At 70.8% G+C, this 14,868-nt stretch carries 12 protein-coding genes; 1 reads left to right on the top strand and 11 read right to left on the bottom strand.

Annotated elements, in window-relative coordinates; genetic code table 11:
• Positions 1 to 39: 39 nt before the first annotated feature.
• From rodA to KIK06_RS14560, 8 genes are all read right to left on the bottom strand, one after another.
• The gene (rodA, locus tag KIK06_RS14525; RefSeq protein WP_026127451.1) at positions 40 to 1,212 is read right to left on the bottom strand and encodes a rod shape-determining protein RodA; all 1,173 of its coding nucleotides are present in this window, start codon (positions 1,210 to 1,212) and stop codon (positions 40 to 42) included.
• 3 nt (positions 1,213 to 1,215) lie between these two features.
• A complete protein-coding gene (gene mrdA, locus KIK06_RS14530) occupies positions 1,216 to 3,384 on the bottom strand; it encodes a penicillin-binding protein 2 (protein ID WP_268643538.1) in 2,169 nt (722 codons plus the stop codon).
• A gap of 4 nt (positions 3,385 to 3,388) precedes the next feature.
• The gene (gene mreD, locus KIK06_RS14535; protein ID WP_017597779.1) at positions 3,389 to 3,949 is read right to left on the bottom strand and encodes a rod shape-determining protein MreD; all 561 of its coding nucleotides are present in this window, start codon (positions 3,947 to 3,949) and stop codon (positions 3,389 to 3,391) included.
• Positions 3,946 to 4,845, bottom strand: a complete 900-nt coding sequence (gene mreC, locus KIK06_RS14540) for a rod shape-determining protein MreC (RefSeq protein ID WP_017597778.1) — start codon at positions 4,843 to 4,845, stop codon at positions 3,946 to 3,948. Before mreC ends, mreD begins: the two co-directional genes overlap by 4 nt.
• Before the next feature lies 1 nt (position 4,846).
• Positions 4,847 to 5,881 (bottom strand): rod shape-determining protein, encoded by a 1,035-nt coding sequence (locus KIK06_RS14545; protein WP_026127449.1) that lies wholly within the window; start codon positions 5,879 to 5,881, stop codon positions 4,847 to 4,849.
• 367 nt (positions 5,882 to 6,248) lie between these two features.
• Positions 6,249 to 6,656: a nucleoside-diphosphate kinase gene (gene ndk / locus KIK06_RS14550; RefSeq protein WP_017597776.1), complete on the bottom strand. Its 408-nt coding sequence runs from the start codon at positions 6,654 to 6,656 to the stop codon at positions 6,249 to 6,251.
• Positions 6,657 to 6,840: 184 nt separating this feature from the next.
• Positions 6,841 to 7,233: a DUF4233 domain-containing protein gene (locus KIK06_RS14555; protein WP_268643539.1), complete on the bottom strand. Its 393-nt coding sequence runs from the start codon at positions 7,231 to 7,233 to the stop codon at positions 6,841 to 6,843.
• A gap of 30 nt (positions 7,234 to 7,263) precedes the next feature.
• A complete protein-coding gene (locus KIK06_RS14560) occupies positions 7,264 to 8,616 on the bottom strand; it encodes a bifunctional folylpolyglutamate synthase/dihydrofolate synthase (RefSeq protein ID WP_017597774.1) in 1,353 nt (450 codons plus the stop codon).
• 112 nt (positions 8,617 to 8,728) lie between these two features.
• Here KIK06_RS14560 and KIK06_RS14565 point away from each other — a divergent pair, with 112 nt between their 5' ends.
• Positions 8,729 to 9,985 (top strand): hypothetical protein, encoded by a 1,257-nt coding sequence (locus KIK06_RS14565; protein WP_268643540.1) that lies wholly within the window; start codon positions 8,729 to 8,731, stop codon positions 9,983 to 9,985.
• Positions 9,986 to 10,229: 244 nt separating this feature from the next.
• Here the strand turns inward: KIK06_RS14565 and KIK06_RS14570 are convergent, their stop codons facing one another.
• From KIK06_RS14570 to KIK06_RS14580, 3 genes are all read right to left on the bottom strand, one after another.
• Positions 10,230 to 11,657, bottom strand: a complete 1,428-nt coding sequence (locus KIK06_RS14570; protein ID WP_268643541.1) for an LVIVD repeat-containing protein — start codon at positions 11,655 to 11,657, stop codon at positions 10,230 to 10,232.
• A 202-nt stretch (positions 11,658 to 11,859) separates the two neighbouring features.
• A complete protein-coding gene (locus tag KIK06_RS14575) occupies positions 11,860 to 13,269 on the bottom strand; it encodes an LVIVD repeat-containing protein (RefSeq protein ID WP_268643542.1) in 1,410 nt (469 codons plus the stop codon).
• Positions 13,270 to 13,403: 134 nt separating this feature from the next.
• A complete protein-coding gene (locus KIK06_RS14580) occupies positions 13,404 to 14,786 on the bottom strand; it encodes an LVIVD repeat-containing protein (RefSeq protein ID WP_026128007.1) in 1,383 nt (460 codons plus the stop codon).
• Positions 14,787 to 14,868 lie beyond the last annotated feature (82 nt).

The raw sequence follows: 14,868 nt of genomic DNA on the forward strand, positions 1-14,868 counted from the left end.
GACGTGCGGTTTCTCCAGGTTACCGACGCACGGAGCGGTTCACTCGAACCCGCGGTCCCGTGAGCTCACGGCCAGAACCAGGCCGAGCGCCACGAGGTTGGCGACGATGGCGGTGCCCCCGTAGGAGACGAACGGCAGCGGCAGGCCCGTGACCGGCATGATCCCGAGCCCCATACCGATGTTGATGAAGCTCTGGAAGGCGAACCACGCGGCCACCCCCACACACAGCAGGCGCGGGTAGGGCTGGTCGCACCCCTGGGCGATGCGCAGGATCCGCCAGAAGACCACGGCGAACAGCACGATCATCGCCCCGGCCCCCACGAACCCGAGCTCCTCGCCCGCCACCGTGAAGATGAAGTCCGTGTGCTGCTCGGGCACGAACCGCCCGTGCGTCTGCTCCCCCTGGAACAGGCCGGTGCCGTCGAACCCGCCCGAGCCCACGGCGATCAGCGCCTGGGCCGAGTTGTACCCCGCCCCCTGCGGGTCCGCCGACGGATCCATCAGCGTGGCCAGCCGGTCCAACTGGTAGGGCTCCAACAGGTCGAACCACCAGACCGCGACACCGGTCGCCACCCCGCACGCCAGCATGCCCGCCACCCACACGATCGGGGCGCCCGACATCGTGAGCATCCCCAGGAAGATCACGCCGAGCACGAGGGTGGTCCCCAGGTCGGGCTGCAGCAGCACCAGTGCGAGCGGCAGCGCGAGCACCAGCAGGGCGTACAGGACGTCCCGGGTCATCGGCTTGGTCTCGCCGTCACGGGGTTCCCCGAGGAGGGTGGCCATCATGAGCACCAGACCGACCTTGGCCAGCTCGCTGGGCTGGAACTGGAACCCGCCGAGCACGATCCAGCCGCGCGATCCGTTGATCACCGCGCCCAGGGGCGTCAGCACCAGGATCAGCGCGACCACCGTGGCGCCGTACACCAGGTGCGCGTAGGCGCGCACGGCCCGGTAGTCGACCGAGGCCACCGCGAGGCACAGCGCCCAGGCCACCGCGAGGTGGGCCAGGTGGCGGCGCACGTGGCCGGTGGCCTCCAGCGGGCCGCTGCCGTCACCCGGCAGGGTCGCCGACCACACCAGCAGGGAACCGACGGCGCACAGCGCCAGCGCGGCGCCGATCAGCGTCCAGTCCAGGCGGCGGGCGGCCCCCGCCGCGGAGCGGCCGATCCGGGCTCGGGACGGGCCCGACACGCCCACGTGTGTACTCATCGCTCACCGGTCCAGGAGGTCGATGGAACCGTCCGGACGGACCGTGGGCAGGCCCACCCAGGGGGCGCCGCCGGGCAGCGCGGGTTCGGCACGACCCTCGTCGTCGCCCTCCTCCTCGCCCTCGTCCTCGGCGTCCTCCCCCTCGGCGTCCTCGGCGGAGAAGCCGTAGATGCCCTCGTAGATCTCCCGGGCGATGGGCGCGGAGGTCGCGCCACCGGTACCGCCCTGGGAGACCAGCACGACGATGGCGAACTGCGGGTCGTCCGCGGGGGCGTAGGAGGCGAACCACGAGGACACCTGGCGGCCCACGACGTCGGCACTGCCCGTCTTGCCCGCGACGGACACCCGGTCCTGCGGGAAGCCGCCGAAGGCCCCGCTCGCCGTACCCGCCTTGGGCACCTCGGTCAGCGCCGCCTGGAGGTAGCTCAGGGTCTGGTCGCTGACGGGCAGGCGCCCGGCCACGACCGGCTCGATCTCCTCGACCACCGAACCGTCGGCGGAGACGAACGCCTTGCCCACGCGCGGTTCGTACAGAGTGCCCCCGTTGGCGATGGCCGCGTAGGCGTTGGCCAGTTGCAGGGGGCTGACCAGTACGTCGCCCTGGCCGATGGCGAAGTTGACCGCCTCACCCGCGCGCCACTCGAAGCCCTCCACGCAGTGCTCGTGGGCCAGGCGCTTGAGGTAGGCCGCGTGTGAGGGGTCGGTCTCGGCCACGTCCGGATAGCCGTGCTCGGCGCGGTAGCAGTTGTTCTCCCGGTTGGCCTCCCAGAAGGTGCGCTTCCACTCGCGGTCGGGGATGCGCCCGCTCGTCTCGTAGGGCAGGTCGATCCCGGTCGGAGACCCGAAGCCGTAGCCGCGGGCCATGTTCGCCATGGCCTCATCCGGCTCGCCCTCCGGGTGCAGTCCGCCGTCGCGGAGCCACAACTGGTAGCCGAAGTTGTAGAAGACGGTGTTGCAGGAGACCACGATCGCCCGGTGCAGCGTGATCGAGCCATGGCCCTGCCCCGCGTAGTTGGCGAAGTTCTGGCCCCCGATGTTGACCGAACCGGGACAGGCGTAGGTGCTGCGCAGCGAGTACCCGCTCTCGGCGGCGGCCGACAGCGACGACACCTTGAACGTCGAACCCGGCGGGTACTGGCCCTGGAGCGCCCGGGAGAGCAGGGGTTCGCCCGCCTCCTCGCTGAGCATCTCGTCGAAGGTCTCCTGGTCGATCCCGCCCTGCCAGACGCTGGGGTCGTAGGTCGGCACGCTGGCCATCGCCACGACGCCGCCGGTGCGCACGTCCAGGACGACGGCGGCGCCGGCGTCGGCCTTGTAGCGGGGCCTGGCCGCGGCCATCCCCTTGGCGAGGGCCTCCTCCGCGATCCGCTGGACCTCCAGGTCGATGTGGGTGACCAGGTGCATCCCGGGTTCGGGCGGCCGGTCGGAGATCACCTCCATCACCTGGCCGTGGTTGTTCACACCGAGCGTGCGCAGGCCGGCGGTGCCGCGCAGCCGCGTGTCGTAGACCTTCTCCAGCCCGTCGCGGCCCACCTGGTCGATGCCGGTGAACTGCGTGCGCAGCTCCTCGCGGGCCTCCAGCTCCTCCTGGGTGACCGGCTGGAGGTAGCCCAGCACCTGTCCGGCGAGCGCGCCGTTGGGGTACTCGCGCAGGGCGTGGGCCTGGGCCGTGATCCCGGGAAACTCGTCGGCCCGCTCCATGATGTGCAGCGCGACGGGCGCCTCGACCCCCTCCGCCAGGGTGACCGGCTGGTAGGGCGAGCCCGGCCAGCAGGGGCGCTGGACGTCGGGGCCGCACAGGCGCATCCGCTGCCGGAGCTCCTCCAGCGGGACGTCGAGCACCCCGGCCAGGTCGGACAGGACGGCCTCGCCGCCGTCGTCCATGCCGGTGAGCTCGTGGTAGTCGGCGGACACGACCAGCTCGGTCCGGTTGCTCACCAGGGGACGGCCCCGGGCGTCGAGGATCTGGCCCCGGGTGGCGGGGACGACGAGCCGCTGGTGGTGGTTGGAGACGGCGAGTTCGCGGTAGTGCTCCCCCCTCGGCACCTGGAGGTACCACAGGCGTACCCCCAGCAGGGCGAACAGGGCCACGACCAGGACCTGGACGAGGACGATGCCCACCGTGCCGAGCTTGCGGCCCGGCAGGGAGGGGTCCACGGGTGGTCTGCGCACGGGATCACCACCCTCCCAGACCGGTTGGTCCCTGGATGGTGGCGAACTCGTTCTCGGTGAACGCGTTGCGGATCCACAGCAGGGGCACCGTGACCAGCGGGGAGACGAGCGTCGTCAGGACCGTGCCCACCCCCACGGCGACCGCCGTCGCGCCGAGGGACACGCGCGGGTCGCCCATCACCAGTCCCACGGCCGCGTATCCCAGGCCCACGCCCAGCGATGTCACCGCGGTGACCCCGATGCCGGTCCACGCCGAGGGCGGGGCGCCCACCGCCCCCGGGGAGCCGGTGTTGGCGCGCAGCAGGGCGACCAGGTAGGCGGCGACGCACAACACGAGCGCGTAGCGGCCCACGGCGTGTTCGGCGGGCGGAAGCAGGTCCATCGCCAGGCCGGCCGCGAAGCCCGCGCTCGCCGCCACGGCCGGAGTGGTGGTCAGGGCCACCGCGACCAGGGCCGCGACCACCAGGTCGGGGCCGGGGCCCCAGTCGAACTGGACCCGGTTGACGGCGGTGGCTTGGACGAGCACCGCGACGGCCACGATGACCAGGGTCGCCGCTGACCTCATCGGTCCCCCTCGGGTTCGGAACGGGGCGGAAGGACGGAGTCGCGCGGATCCTCGGCGGGACCCGCGACCACCACCCCCACCAGGTCGAGCGAGGCGAAGTCGACGGCGGGGGCGATACGGGCGAGCCGGCTCAACGCGCCCGGCGCGGACTGGACCTCCTCGACGGTGCCGATGGGGACACCGGGCACGAAGGGCGCGCCCTCGTGCGATCCGAGCGTGACGACGCGGTCCCCGGCCTCCACCGGGTCCTCCATGTCGAACAGTTCCAGGGTGAGCTCGGCGTCGGGGCCGCCCGGGAGCGCGCCGCCCCGGACGACGCCGATCTTGCGGGTGTCCTCCAGGCGCGCTCCGACGGCCGAGGCGACGTCGGTGGCCAGGACGACCGTGGAGGTGCTCGCTCCGGCCTCGACGACACGGCCCACGAGCCCGTGGCCGTTGACCACGGTCATGTCGGGTCGAACACCGGAATCGGTGCCCACGTCCAGGGTCACCGTGTGGGCGAGGCCGCGCGCGGTGACGCGGGTGACGGCCTGGGCCGGGACGATCTCGTATCCGCCGAGCCCGGACAGGTGAAGGAGTTCGTCGAGCTGGTCGGCTCGCTCCTCGTCGTTGTCGACCGCCTGGAGCCGGGCCTCCAGCTCCGCGTTGGCCTCCTCCAGTTCGGCGATGCGCTCGGCCGCGTGCGGGGCTTGGCGCAGACCGTCGTAGAGGGACACGGCGGGGGCGGCGGCCCAGCCCACCCCGGCCGCGGCGGGGGTGAAGACGTACTCGCCCGCGGCGCGGCCGACGGAGGTGACGGGGTCCGCGCCGGGTCGGGAGTCCAGGACGAGGAGGGCCACGGCCGCCACCATGAGGACGACGAGGACGAGCCGGGACCTGGGTGAGTCGCGGAACATGTCACCGCCGCCGTTCGGGGACCAGGACCTGGTGCAGGCGCTCGTAGTTCTCCACGCAGGTGCCCGACCCGATGGCCACGGAGTCGAGCGCGTTGTCGGCGACGTGGATGGGCATGCCGGTCTCGTGCAGTAGGCGGTCGTCCAGTCCGCGGAGCAGGGCACCACCGCCGGTGACGGCCACGCCCCGGTCCATGATGTCGCCGGACAGCTCGGGGGGACACTTGTCGAGGCTGGTGCGGACGGCGTCGATGATCGCGGTGACCGGTTCCTCGATGGCCTGGCGGACGTCGGTCTCGGACAGGACGATGGTCTTGGGCAGTCCGCTGATGAGGTCGCGCCCGCGCACCTCGGCCTGCAGCTCCTCGGCCGCCGTGGGGTAGGCCGAGCCGATGGCCATCTTGAGTTCCTCGGCGGTGCGCTCCCCGATCATCAGGGAGTACTCCTTCTTGGCGAAGGTCATGATGGCCTGGTCGAGTTCGTCCCCGCCCACGCGGATGGACTGGGAGGTGACGATGCCGCCCATGGAGATGACGGCGACCTCGGTCGTTCCGCCGCCGATGTCGACGACCATGTTGCCGGTCGGTTCGTGGACGGGGAGCCCGGCGCCGATGGCGGCGGCCATGGGCTCCTCGATGATGTAGACCTTGCGAGCGCCCGCCTGGTATCCGGCCTCCTTGACCGCGCGGTGTTCGACGGAGGTGATCCCGCTGGGGACGGCGACGATGACGCGGGGTTTGGCGAAGTGGCGGCGCCGGTGGATCTTCTGGATGAAGTAGCGCAGCATCCGCTCGGTGATCTCGAAGTCGGCGATGACCCCGTCCTTGAGCGGGCGGATCGCCGTGATGTTGGTCGGTGTCCGGCCGATCATCTGCTTGGCCTCGATGCCGACCGCGACGATCCTGCCCGTGGAGGTGTTCACGGCGACGACCGACGGCTCGTTCAGTACGATGCCGCGCCCGCGTACGTACACGAGCGTGTTGGCCGTTCCCAGGTCGACGGCCATGTCCCGGCCGAGAAAAGCAAGGTTGTTCGGCATGTAACGTCCTCAGGCGCCGTGTCGGACGCGGTTGACCGGCGCGACCATAGGTAGTCGTTCCGGCACGATCGGTATCCAGCACCCGTATCGTAACGGACCGCACTTACGACGTTACGCAAACACACCGAATTGTTGCCTGGCCCCTGGACGAAGGCCGATATACCTGACGGTTCAGCCGTTCCCGGCCACCGCCCCTTCGTCGCCCCGGAACCGCCGACGGCCTCCGATCCGGGGCCGGAAGGCGGTGTCACCCGTCGACCCTATCGACGCGAGCTCCTCCGTGCCGGGGATCGGGCGCATCGGCCCGAACGCGCCGAGCGCCCGGCCCGCGGAGGTACGCGGGCCGGGCGCTCGGCGAGGACCTGGATCAGGCCAGGTCGGGGAAGAACAGCTTGATCTCGCGGTCGGCGGAGTAGGTGGAGTCCGAGCCGTGCACGATGTTGGCCTGGACCTCCAGGGCGAAGTCGCCGCGGATGGTGCCGGGGGTGGCGGAGACCGGGTCGGTGGCGCCGGCCAGGGCGCGGAAGGCCTCGACCGCGCGCTCGCCCTCGACCACCATGGCCACGAGCGGGCCGCCGGTGATGAACTCGACCAGGGAGTCGAAGAACGGACGCTCGGCGTGCTCCTCGTAGTGCGTCTTCGCGGTCGGGACGTCCAGCGTGCGCAGCTCCATGGCGACCAGCTTCAGGCCCTTGCGCTCGATGCGCGAGATGACCTCGCCGACGATGTTGCGGCGAACGCCGTCCGGCTTGATGAGAACGAGAGTGCGCTCCACGGGCGGTACAACTCCTCTGCTAGAGAATCCGCGTGGCACGGTGGGCGCACGCCCACGGCGACGGCCGCACGCGGAGAACGGGGTGGGTGGGTGTCACGGGAGGCACGGCCTCGATCGGGGACACCCCCCGGGAAGGGACCGGCCACAGGCCCGGACCCGCGCCACACTACCGCGTCAGACCGTCCTACGCGGTGCCGCTGGCCGCTCGGGCCTCCTCCAGCTCGTTCTCGTCGCCCTCCTCGGCCTCGGCGCGCGCCTCGTGGGCCGCGCGCGCCTCGTCGACCCTGCGGCCCATGATCACGCCGACCACCCACAGGGAGCCGAACACGACCGAGATCAGCAGCATCCCCGACACCAGGAACGCACTGCACAGCATGGCCGCCTGGAGGGCCCAGGCGGCGTAGTGGGCCCAGGTGTACCGCTGGAGGGCGCTGAGCACGAGGGCGGCGACGGCCAACCCTCCCCAGACGCCCACGGCCAGGGTGGTTTCGATGCCTTCGAGGTTGATGGCCACCGGTATGGCCAGTCCGAGGATGATGACCTCGAAGGCCAGGACGACAGCGCAGACTACGCGCACGGCGGGTTCCCTTCGTGGATTCGTCCGCCGCTACTCCCCCGCGCCCCGCAGCAGGTGCACGGCGTCACCGGAGGTGACGACCGACCCGGTGACCAGGACACCGGCTCCACCGAACTCGGTGCCGTCCTCGGCCAGGCCCACGGCCCGGTCGATGGCGTCGTCGAGTCGGGGCGCCACGTGTACGCGGTCCTCACCGAAGATCTGCTGTGCGAGAGCGGACAACCGCGCCGGTTCGAGAGAACGCGGCGAGGAGTTGCGGGTGACGACGATTTCGTCGAGCAGTGGTTCAAGGGGTTCCAGGATCCCCTCCACGTCCTTGTCGGCCATGATCGCGACGACGCCGACCAGCTTGGCGAAGGAGAAGGCCTCCTCGACGGCGGTCACGGTCGCGGTCATCCCGGCCGGGTTGTGTGCGGCGTCGGCGATCACGGTCGGGCTGGTGCGCACGACCTCCATCCGGCCCGGGGAGTCGACCCCGGACAGGGCCTCACCGACGATCGCGGGGTCCAGGCCCCCGGCGTCCTCACCGGTGGCGGCGAAAGCCTCCACGGCGGCGATGGCGACGGCGGCGTTGCCGGCCTGGTGGGCGCCGAAGAGAGGTAGGAAGAGCTGTTCGTAGCCACCGGTCAGACCCTTGACCGCGACCTGTTGTCCACCGACCGCCACGTCGCGGGCGGTGACACCGAACTCCAGGCCCTCGCGGGCCACACGAGCGCCGACCTCGGCGGCGTGGCGGACGAGGACCTCGGCGGCGGGCAGCGGCTGCTGGGCGAGGATCGCGATGGAGTCGGGCTTGATGATGCCCGACTTCTCCTCCGCGATGCCCTCCAGCGTGTCGGGCAGGTACTCCGTGTGGTCGATCCCGATGGGTGTCACGACGGCGACGTCGGCGTCGATGACGTTGGTCGCGTCCCAGCGGCCGCCCATCCCGACCTCGACCACGGCCACGTCCACCGGGGTGTCGGCGAAGACCGCGTAGGCCATGGCGGTGAGCAGCTCGAAGAAGGACAGGGGCGCGTCGTTCATCCCGTCCGCCATGTCCACGTAGGGACGGATGTCGTCGTAGGCCTCGACGAACCGCTCCTGCGAGACGGGCTCCCCGTCCACGACGATGCGTTCGCGCACCGTGCGCAGGTGGGGGCTGGTGTAGCGGCCCACACGCAGGCCACGGGCGCGCATGAGCGCGTCGATCATGCGGGCGGTGGACGTCTTGCCGTTGGTACCGGTCACGTGGATGACCCGGAAGCCGCGCTGCGGATCACCCAGCAGGTCCAGCAGGGTGCGGATCCGGTCGAGCCGAGGGTCGATCTCGGACTCGGGCGTGCGGCCCATGATCTCGGCGGTCACCTCGGCGTAGCGCCCAGCGGCGCTCGCGCCGGTCACGGCGTCTCGGTGGTCGGGATGTACACGCCGGTCAGTTTACGCGTCTGAAGCCGCATGTCATCCCCCGAGTAGGGCAATCACTAACCCGTTCGACGCAAAGCATACTGAGAACATGCGAACCCTTGACCCCTTCTTCACCGAGTGGGCCCGCAAGCGCCCCGGACAGACCCGCAGCCGCGAGCGCGCGCGACTGCTCATGGCGGCCCTGGACCTGGATCCGGCGGCGGTGCCGGTCCTCGGTGTGGTCGGATCCAAGGGCAAGGGCAGCACCGCGACCTACGCCTCGGCCGCGCTGTCGGCCGCTGGTCTGCGCACGGTCCTGTGCACCGGCCCGAGTTTCCGCTCCTACCGCGAGCGGGTGCGGGTCGACGGGGTGTCCCTCACCGACGCGGAACTGGACGCGTTGGGGGAGCGCATCGAGTCCGCCAGACTGACCCTCCCCCCGGTGGAGGCGACCGGCGGGCACCTGGCGCCGAGCGGGCTGTTCCTCGTCGCCGCGCTGCTGCGGGCGCGGGAGGTCGGCGCGGACGTGTGCGTCCTGGAGGCGGGTGCGGGAGGGTACCGCGACGAGCTGCGCGTGATCGGGCCGGACGTCGTGGCCCTGGGCAAGGTGTTCGGCGAACACCTGGGGGTGTTGGGTGACACCATCCCCGAGATCGCCGGGGAGAAGGCCCGGGTCGCCGGGGACCGCACCCGCGCGCTGGTGAGCCTGCCCCAGACCGCCGAGGTGACCGACGCGGTGGCGGACGCCCTGGTGGAGGCGACCGGCGGCCGGGTCGTGGCCGAGATCGTGGATCCCGGCGCGGAGGGCGTCGAGCCCCCGGTGGAACTGCGCCCGGCCGGGCTGTCGGCGGCCTCGGGGGTTCTGGGAACGGCGGCCGCGCTGCGGATGCTGGACGTCCTGGGGCGTCCGCGCCCCCCGCGCGAGCGACTGCGCGAAGTGCTGGGCACGGTCCGGCTGCCCGCGCGCCTGTCCCGGCACCGGGTGCCCGGTTCCGGGTCGGCCGAGATCGTGGTGGACTCGGCGATCAACGGGGAGGGGGTCGCGGCGGCGCTCGCGCACGCCCGCACCCTGTGGGGTGGGATCGACCACGTCCTGCTCTGCCTGCCCGACCACAAGGACGTGTCCGGTGCGGTCGCGGCGCTGGGGGACGTCCCGGTCACGACGGTGGTCCTGCCCGAGACCCACCTGCGGTTCGAGCACGCCCTACCTCCGCACTGGCGGACGATGCGGGCTGAGGAGTTGTCCCCCGGCACGGTCGCGGCCCTGGGCGACCGCCTGCTGGCGATGGGCACGGTGTACTTCACCGGCCGGGTCCTGGAGGCCGTGGACGCGCCCACCGACCGGCTGTTCGACCCGCTGGACTGAGGGCGCCCGGAGGAGGCGGGGCCGGGGACACGCGGTCCCCGGCCCCTCACCGTGCTTGCTCTGGTCCTCCGCTTCGCTTCGGACCGTGTTCGGGCGCCCTCAAGGCAGGGATGCTTCCTCCTCGGCCACGCCTACCGCTCGTTCCTCGCTACACGGCTCACCTCGTCGTGCAGCACCCTGCCGGCCCCCTCACCGTGCTTGCTCTGGTCCTCCGCTTCGCTTCGGACCGTGTTCGGACGGCCGGTCAGTCGCGTCCGTGGCCCCGCCCCGGCCGGTAGACCGGCTGGGACTGCGGGTTGAACTCGTCCATCACGACGCGCTCGGCCGCGCGCAGCCTCGGGTCCTCCAGGCGCAGGACGTCGAGGCCCCGCACGATGTCGGAGGAGTACACGTAGCCGTTGTAGTAGTACGTCGACCAGGTGTCGTTGTCCTGGACGCCGTCCTCGACACGGGAGTCCATGTCGAAGTAGCCGATCTCACGCGGTTCGTCCGGGTCGTTGAAGTCGATCACCGACACACCGCCCTGGTACCAGGACTGCACGAAGTAGTCGCGGCCCGGCACGGGGATCAGCGAACCGTTGTGCGCCACGCACACCTGGTCGCCCTGGTGGCGCTCGATCTTGAAGTAGCTGGCGAACTCCAGGGTGGGCTCGTCGTCATCGCCCCCGATCGTGTAGACGGCGTCCGCGCCGCGGTCACCGCCGATCTCCTCGGTACAGGTGGGGGCGCCGCCGCCGCCGAGCTCGTCGGTGAACACCACCGTGTCGCCGCTGTTGGTGAAGGTCGCCGAGTGCCAGAACGCGAAGTTCTCGTCGCGGACGACCTCCGTGACCACGGGGTTGACCGGGTCGGAGATGTCCATCAGGATGCCGTCACCCATGCACGCGCCGGCCGCGATGTCCTTGGCCGGGTACACGGTGATGTCGTGGCAGCCCTGGGTCGGCAGCAGCAGACCGTCCTGGTCGTGGTTGCCGCCCTCCGGGAACAGGACCGGCTCGTTGACGATCGCCGCCTCCTCGGGTGCGTCGTGCGGCACCTCGATGACGGTGATCTTGTCGTGCGGGGTCTGGCAGTTCGGGAAGGCGTCGGAGGGCGAGTAGGAGGACACGTAGATGATGTCGCTCCCGCCGTCCTCACTGGGCACGAGGGTGTTGGTGTGCGAACCGCAGTCGGTGCGCACCGCCGCCACGTACTGCGGGTCGGCCTTGTCGGAGATGTCGAAGACCCGGATGCCCTCGAACCCGTCCGGGTCCGTCCTGGGCGTCGCCGGGGCGCCGCACTCGTCGCTGGCCCTGGGGTAGTCGACGGAGAAGTACAGCAGGTCGCCGCTCACGCTCACGTCGCCCTGACCACCGGGGCACAGCACCTCGGAGACCACCCGGGGCGACTCGGGCTCGGAGATGTCGTAGACGACGAAACCGTCGTAGTTGCCGCCGATGGCGTAGTCGCCGGTGAACGCCAGGTCCGAGTTGACGCTGCGGACGGCCTCGGGCTTGGGCACGTTGGTCACGTGCGTGACGTTGTCGCTGGTGATGCTGTCGGCGGGCGGTGTGTCCGCCAGGGCCGTCGACGGAGCCAACAGCCCTGCGGTGAGTGCGACCGCCGCCGTCGCGGCCAGGGTCGCTGACCGTCTCAGGCCGCGTCGGGACCGATGGGTGGAGGGTGCGCGCATGGGTCTCCTCGTGCGCTCGGGGGGTTGTGCGGGGCTCCCGGCCCGGTGCCGGTCCTCCCGCTCCGGATGGGGGCGTGTCCGGGACGGTCCGCCCCGGGCGCGCCCCGGTCGGGGACGGACGGCGGGGCCGCGACCGTGGCGGTCGCGGCCCCTCTCCCGTTGCCCTGGCTCCCCAGGAGGAACCGCCGGGAGGTCCGTCGGATCAGCGTCCGTGGCCCCGGCCCGGTCGGTAGACCGGTTGGGACTGCGGGTTGAACTCGTCCATCACGACACGCTCGGCCACCCGGAACCTCGGGTCCTCGAGCTTGATGACGTCGAGTCCGCGGGTGATGTCGGAGGAGTAGACGTAGCCGTTGTAGTAGTACGCCGACCAGGAGCCGCCCACGACGAGGTCGCTGTCGTCGATCGGGTCACGGTCGAAGTAGGCGATCTCGGTCGCGTCGGTGGGGTCGTTGAAGTCGATCACCGACACGCCGCCCTGGTACCAGGCCTGGACGAAGAAGTCACGGCCGGGGGTGGGGATCAGCGAACCGTTGTGCGCCACGCAGTTCTCGGTGTCGGCCTGGTGGCGGGGGAGCTTGTAGTAGCCCTCGAAGGCCATCTCGGGAGCCTCGTCGGTGCCGCCGATCGTGTAGATGGCGTTGGCGCCGCGCTCGGGACCGACTCCCTCGTTGCAGGTGGGGCCGCCGCCACCGCCGAGCTCGTCGGTGAACAGCACCGTCTCGCCCCGGTTGGTGAAGGTCGCCGAGTGCCAGAACGCGAAGTTCTCGTCGCGGACGACGTCGGTGACCACCGGCTCCGCCGGGTCGGAGATGTCCATCAGGATGCCGTCACCCATGCACGCGCCCGCGGCGACGTCGCCCTCGGGGTAGGCCGTGATGTCGTGGCAGCCGGAGGTGCCGGCGTTGCCGCCGTCGGGGAAGAGCACGGGGGTGTCGAGGACCTCGGCCGAGGCCGGGTCGTCGAGCGGGACCTCGATGACGGTGATCTTGTCGTGCGGAGGCTGGCAGTTCGGGAAGGCGCTGCGGGGCGAGTAGGAGGACACGTAGACGTACTCGTGCTCGCCGTCCTTGCCGGGAACCAGCGTGTTGGTGTGCGAACCGCAGTCGGTGGGCACGGCGGTCACGTACTGCGGGTCGGCCTTGTCGGAGATGTCGAAGACCCGGATGCCCTCGAACCCGTCCGGGTCCGTGCCGGATGTCGCGGGGGCGCCGCACTCGTCGCTGGCCCTGGGGTAGTCGACGGAGAAGTACAGCAGGTCGCCGCTCACGCTCACGTCGCCCTGACCGCCGGGGCACAGCACCTCGGAGACCACCCGGGGCGACTCGGGTTCGGAGATGTCGTAGACGACGAAACCGTTGTAGTTGCCGCCGATGGCGTAGTCGCCGGTGAACGCCAGGTCCGAGTTGAACGCGTCCATCGCCTCCGACTTGGGGACGTTGGCCACGTGGGTGACGTTGTCGCTGGTCTCGGCGTCACTGGTGAACGTCTCCTGGGCCAGTGCGCTGGAGGGTCCCAGCAGTCCGGCGACGAGGGCCGCCGCTCCCGCGAGGGCGAGTCCGACGGCGCCGCGCCCGGCTGGGGCGCGAGGGGGGCGGGGGGATGACGCCATATGTACTCCTGGTTCCGATTAGAACGAAACACGAAGAACGTACACAGTTAAAGGTCGGAATGTATAGGGGGAGACAAAAGAAACATGATCGTTAACACTGTGTCCCCCTCGCCCGGTCCTCCTGCACACCCTGCCTAGGAACCCGGCAGCGACGGCTGGGACTGCGGGTTGAACTCCACGAGCGCGACGTCCTCCGCGGGCGTGAGCCGCGGGTCGGTGAGGCGCAGCACGTCCAGACCTCGCTGGATATTGGACGAGTACACGTGTCCGTTGTAGTAATAGGCCGACCAGGATCCCGCTGTACGCAGGGTGTCCGGGTCCCAGGGACCGCGGTCGAGGTAACCGATCTCCTCGGGGTGGTCGGGGTCGGTGAGATCGATGATCGACACCCCGCCCTGGTACCAGGACTGGACGAAGAAGTCACCGCCGGGAACGGGGATCAGCGAACCGTTGTGCGCCACACAGTTCTCTGTTTCGGACTGGTGGCGTGGCAGTTTGTAGTAGCTCCGGAATTCGAGCGTGGGCGTCTCACCCGAGTGGTCCACCGAGTACACGGCGTCCGCGCCGCGCTCGGGTCCGACCTCCTCGGTGCACACGGCCGCCGTTCCTCCGCCCAGTTCGTCGGTGAAGACCACGTTGGCCGCGTCATTGGTGAAGGTGGCCGAGTGCCAGAAGGCGAAGTTCTCGTCGCGCACCCGGTGGAGCACCACCGGGGCGACCGGGTCGGAGATGTCGAGCAGCAGCCCGTCCCCCAGGCACGCGGCGGCGGCCAGCCCGCGCTCGGGGTAGGCGGTGATGTCGTGGCAGCCCGTGGTGGTCGCGTCGCCGCCGTCGGGGAAGAGGGCCGGTTCGCTGACGATCGCCGCCTCCTCGGGTGCGTCGTGCGGCACCTCGATGACGGTGATCTTGTCGTGCGGAGGCTGGCAGTTCGGGAACTCCTCCGAGGGTGAGTAGGAGGACACGTAGACGTAGTCGCGTCGTCCGTCCGCGGCCGGGACCAGCGTGTTGGTGTGCGAACCGCAGTCGGTGCGCACCGCCGCCACGTACTGCGGGTCGGCCTTGTCGGAGATGTCGAAGACCCGGATGCCCTCGAAGCCCTCCGCGTCCGCGGGGGAGACGGGCGCCGAACCGCACTCCTCGTCGGCCCTGGGGTAGTCGACGGAGAGGTACAGCAGGTCGCCGCTCACGCTCACGTCGCCCTGACCGCCGGGGCACAGCACCTCGGAGACCACCCGGGGCGACTCGGGCTCGGAGATGTCGTAGACGACGAAACCGTCGTAGTTGCCGCCGATGGCGTAGTCACCGGTGAACGCCAGGTCCGAGTTGTAGGCCGCGGAGTCGGCCAGCGCGACGGGCTTGGGCACGCTGGCCAGGTGCTCCACACCGCCGCCGAGGACGGGGACGTCGTCCGCGAACGCCCCCGGGACCGCCGTCCCGAGGACCAGAGCGCAACCCGCGCCGAGAGCACCCCACCGCACCGCAGGACCGACTCCGCCTCGTCGTGTGAACGCGGCCATGACAGACACCCCCAGCGGCTACACAAAGCAGTCAATTAACTACCTTGTGTTTTACTCTGGATAGAGCGCGCACTCCAGACGA

The sequence above is a fragment of the Nocardiopsis sp. EMB25 genome (assembly GCF_026797795.1).
Lineage (GTDB): Bacteria > Actinomycetota > Actinomycetes > Streptosporangiales > Streptosporangiaceae > Nocardiopsis > Nocardiopsis lucentensis.

What these genes read in the sequence shown, in the direction of transcription:
- KIK06_RS14565 (WP_268643540.1), top strand. Translation starts at nt 8,729, where the DNA reads ATGCGAACCCTTGACCCCTTCTTCACCGAGTGGGCCCGCAAGCGCCCC.
- KIK06_RS14575 (WP_268643542.1), bottom strand. Translation starts at nt 13,269, where the DNA reads ATGGCGTCATCCCCCCGCCCCCCTCGCGCCCCAGCCGGGCGCGGCGCC.
- mreC (WP_017597778.1), bottom strand. Translation starts at nt 4,845, where the DNA reads ATGTTCCGCGACTCACCCAGGTCCCGGCTCGTCCTCGTCGTCCTCATG.
- KIK06_RS14580 (WP_026128007.1), bottom strand. Translation starts at nt 14,786, where the DNA reads ATGGCCGCGTTCACACGACGAGGCGGAGTCGGTCCTGCGGTGCGGTGG.
- KIK06_RS14545 (WP_026127449.1), bottom strand. Translation starts at nt 5,881, where the DNA reads ATGCCGAACAACCTTGCTTTTCTCGGCCGGGACATGGCCGTCGACCTG.
- KIK06_RS14570 (WP_268643541.1), bottom strand. Translation starts at nt 11,657, where the DNA reads ATGCGCGCACCCTCCACCCATCGGTCCCGACGCGGCCTGAGACGGTCA.
- rodA (WP_026127451.1), bottom strand. Translation starts at nt 1,212, where the DNA reads ATGAGTACACACGTGGGCGTGTCGGGCCCGTCCCGAGCCCGGATCGGC.
- mreD (WP_017597779.1), bottom strand. Translation starts at nt 3,949, where the DNA reads ATGAGGTCAGCGGCGACCCTGGTCATCGTGGCCGTCGCGGTGCTCGTC.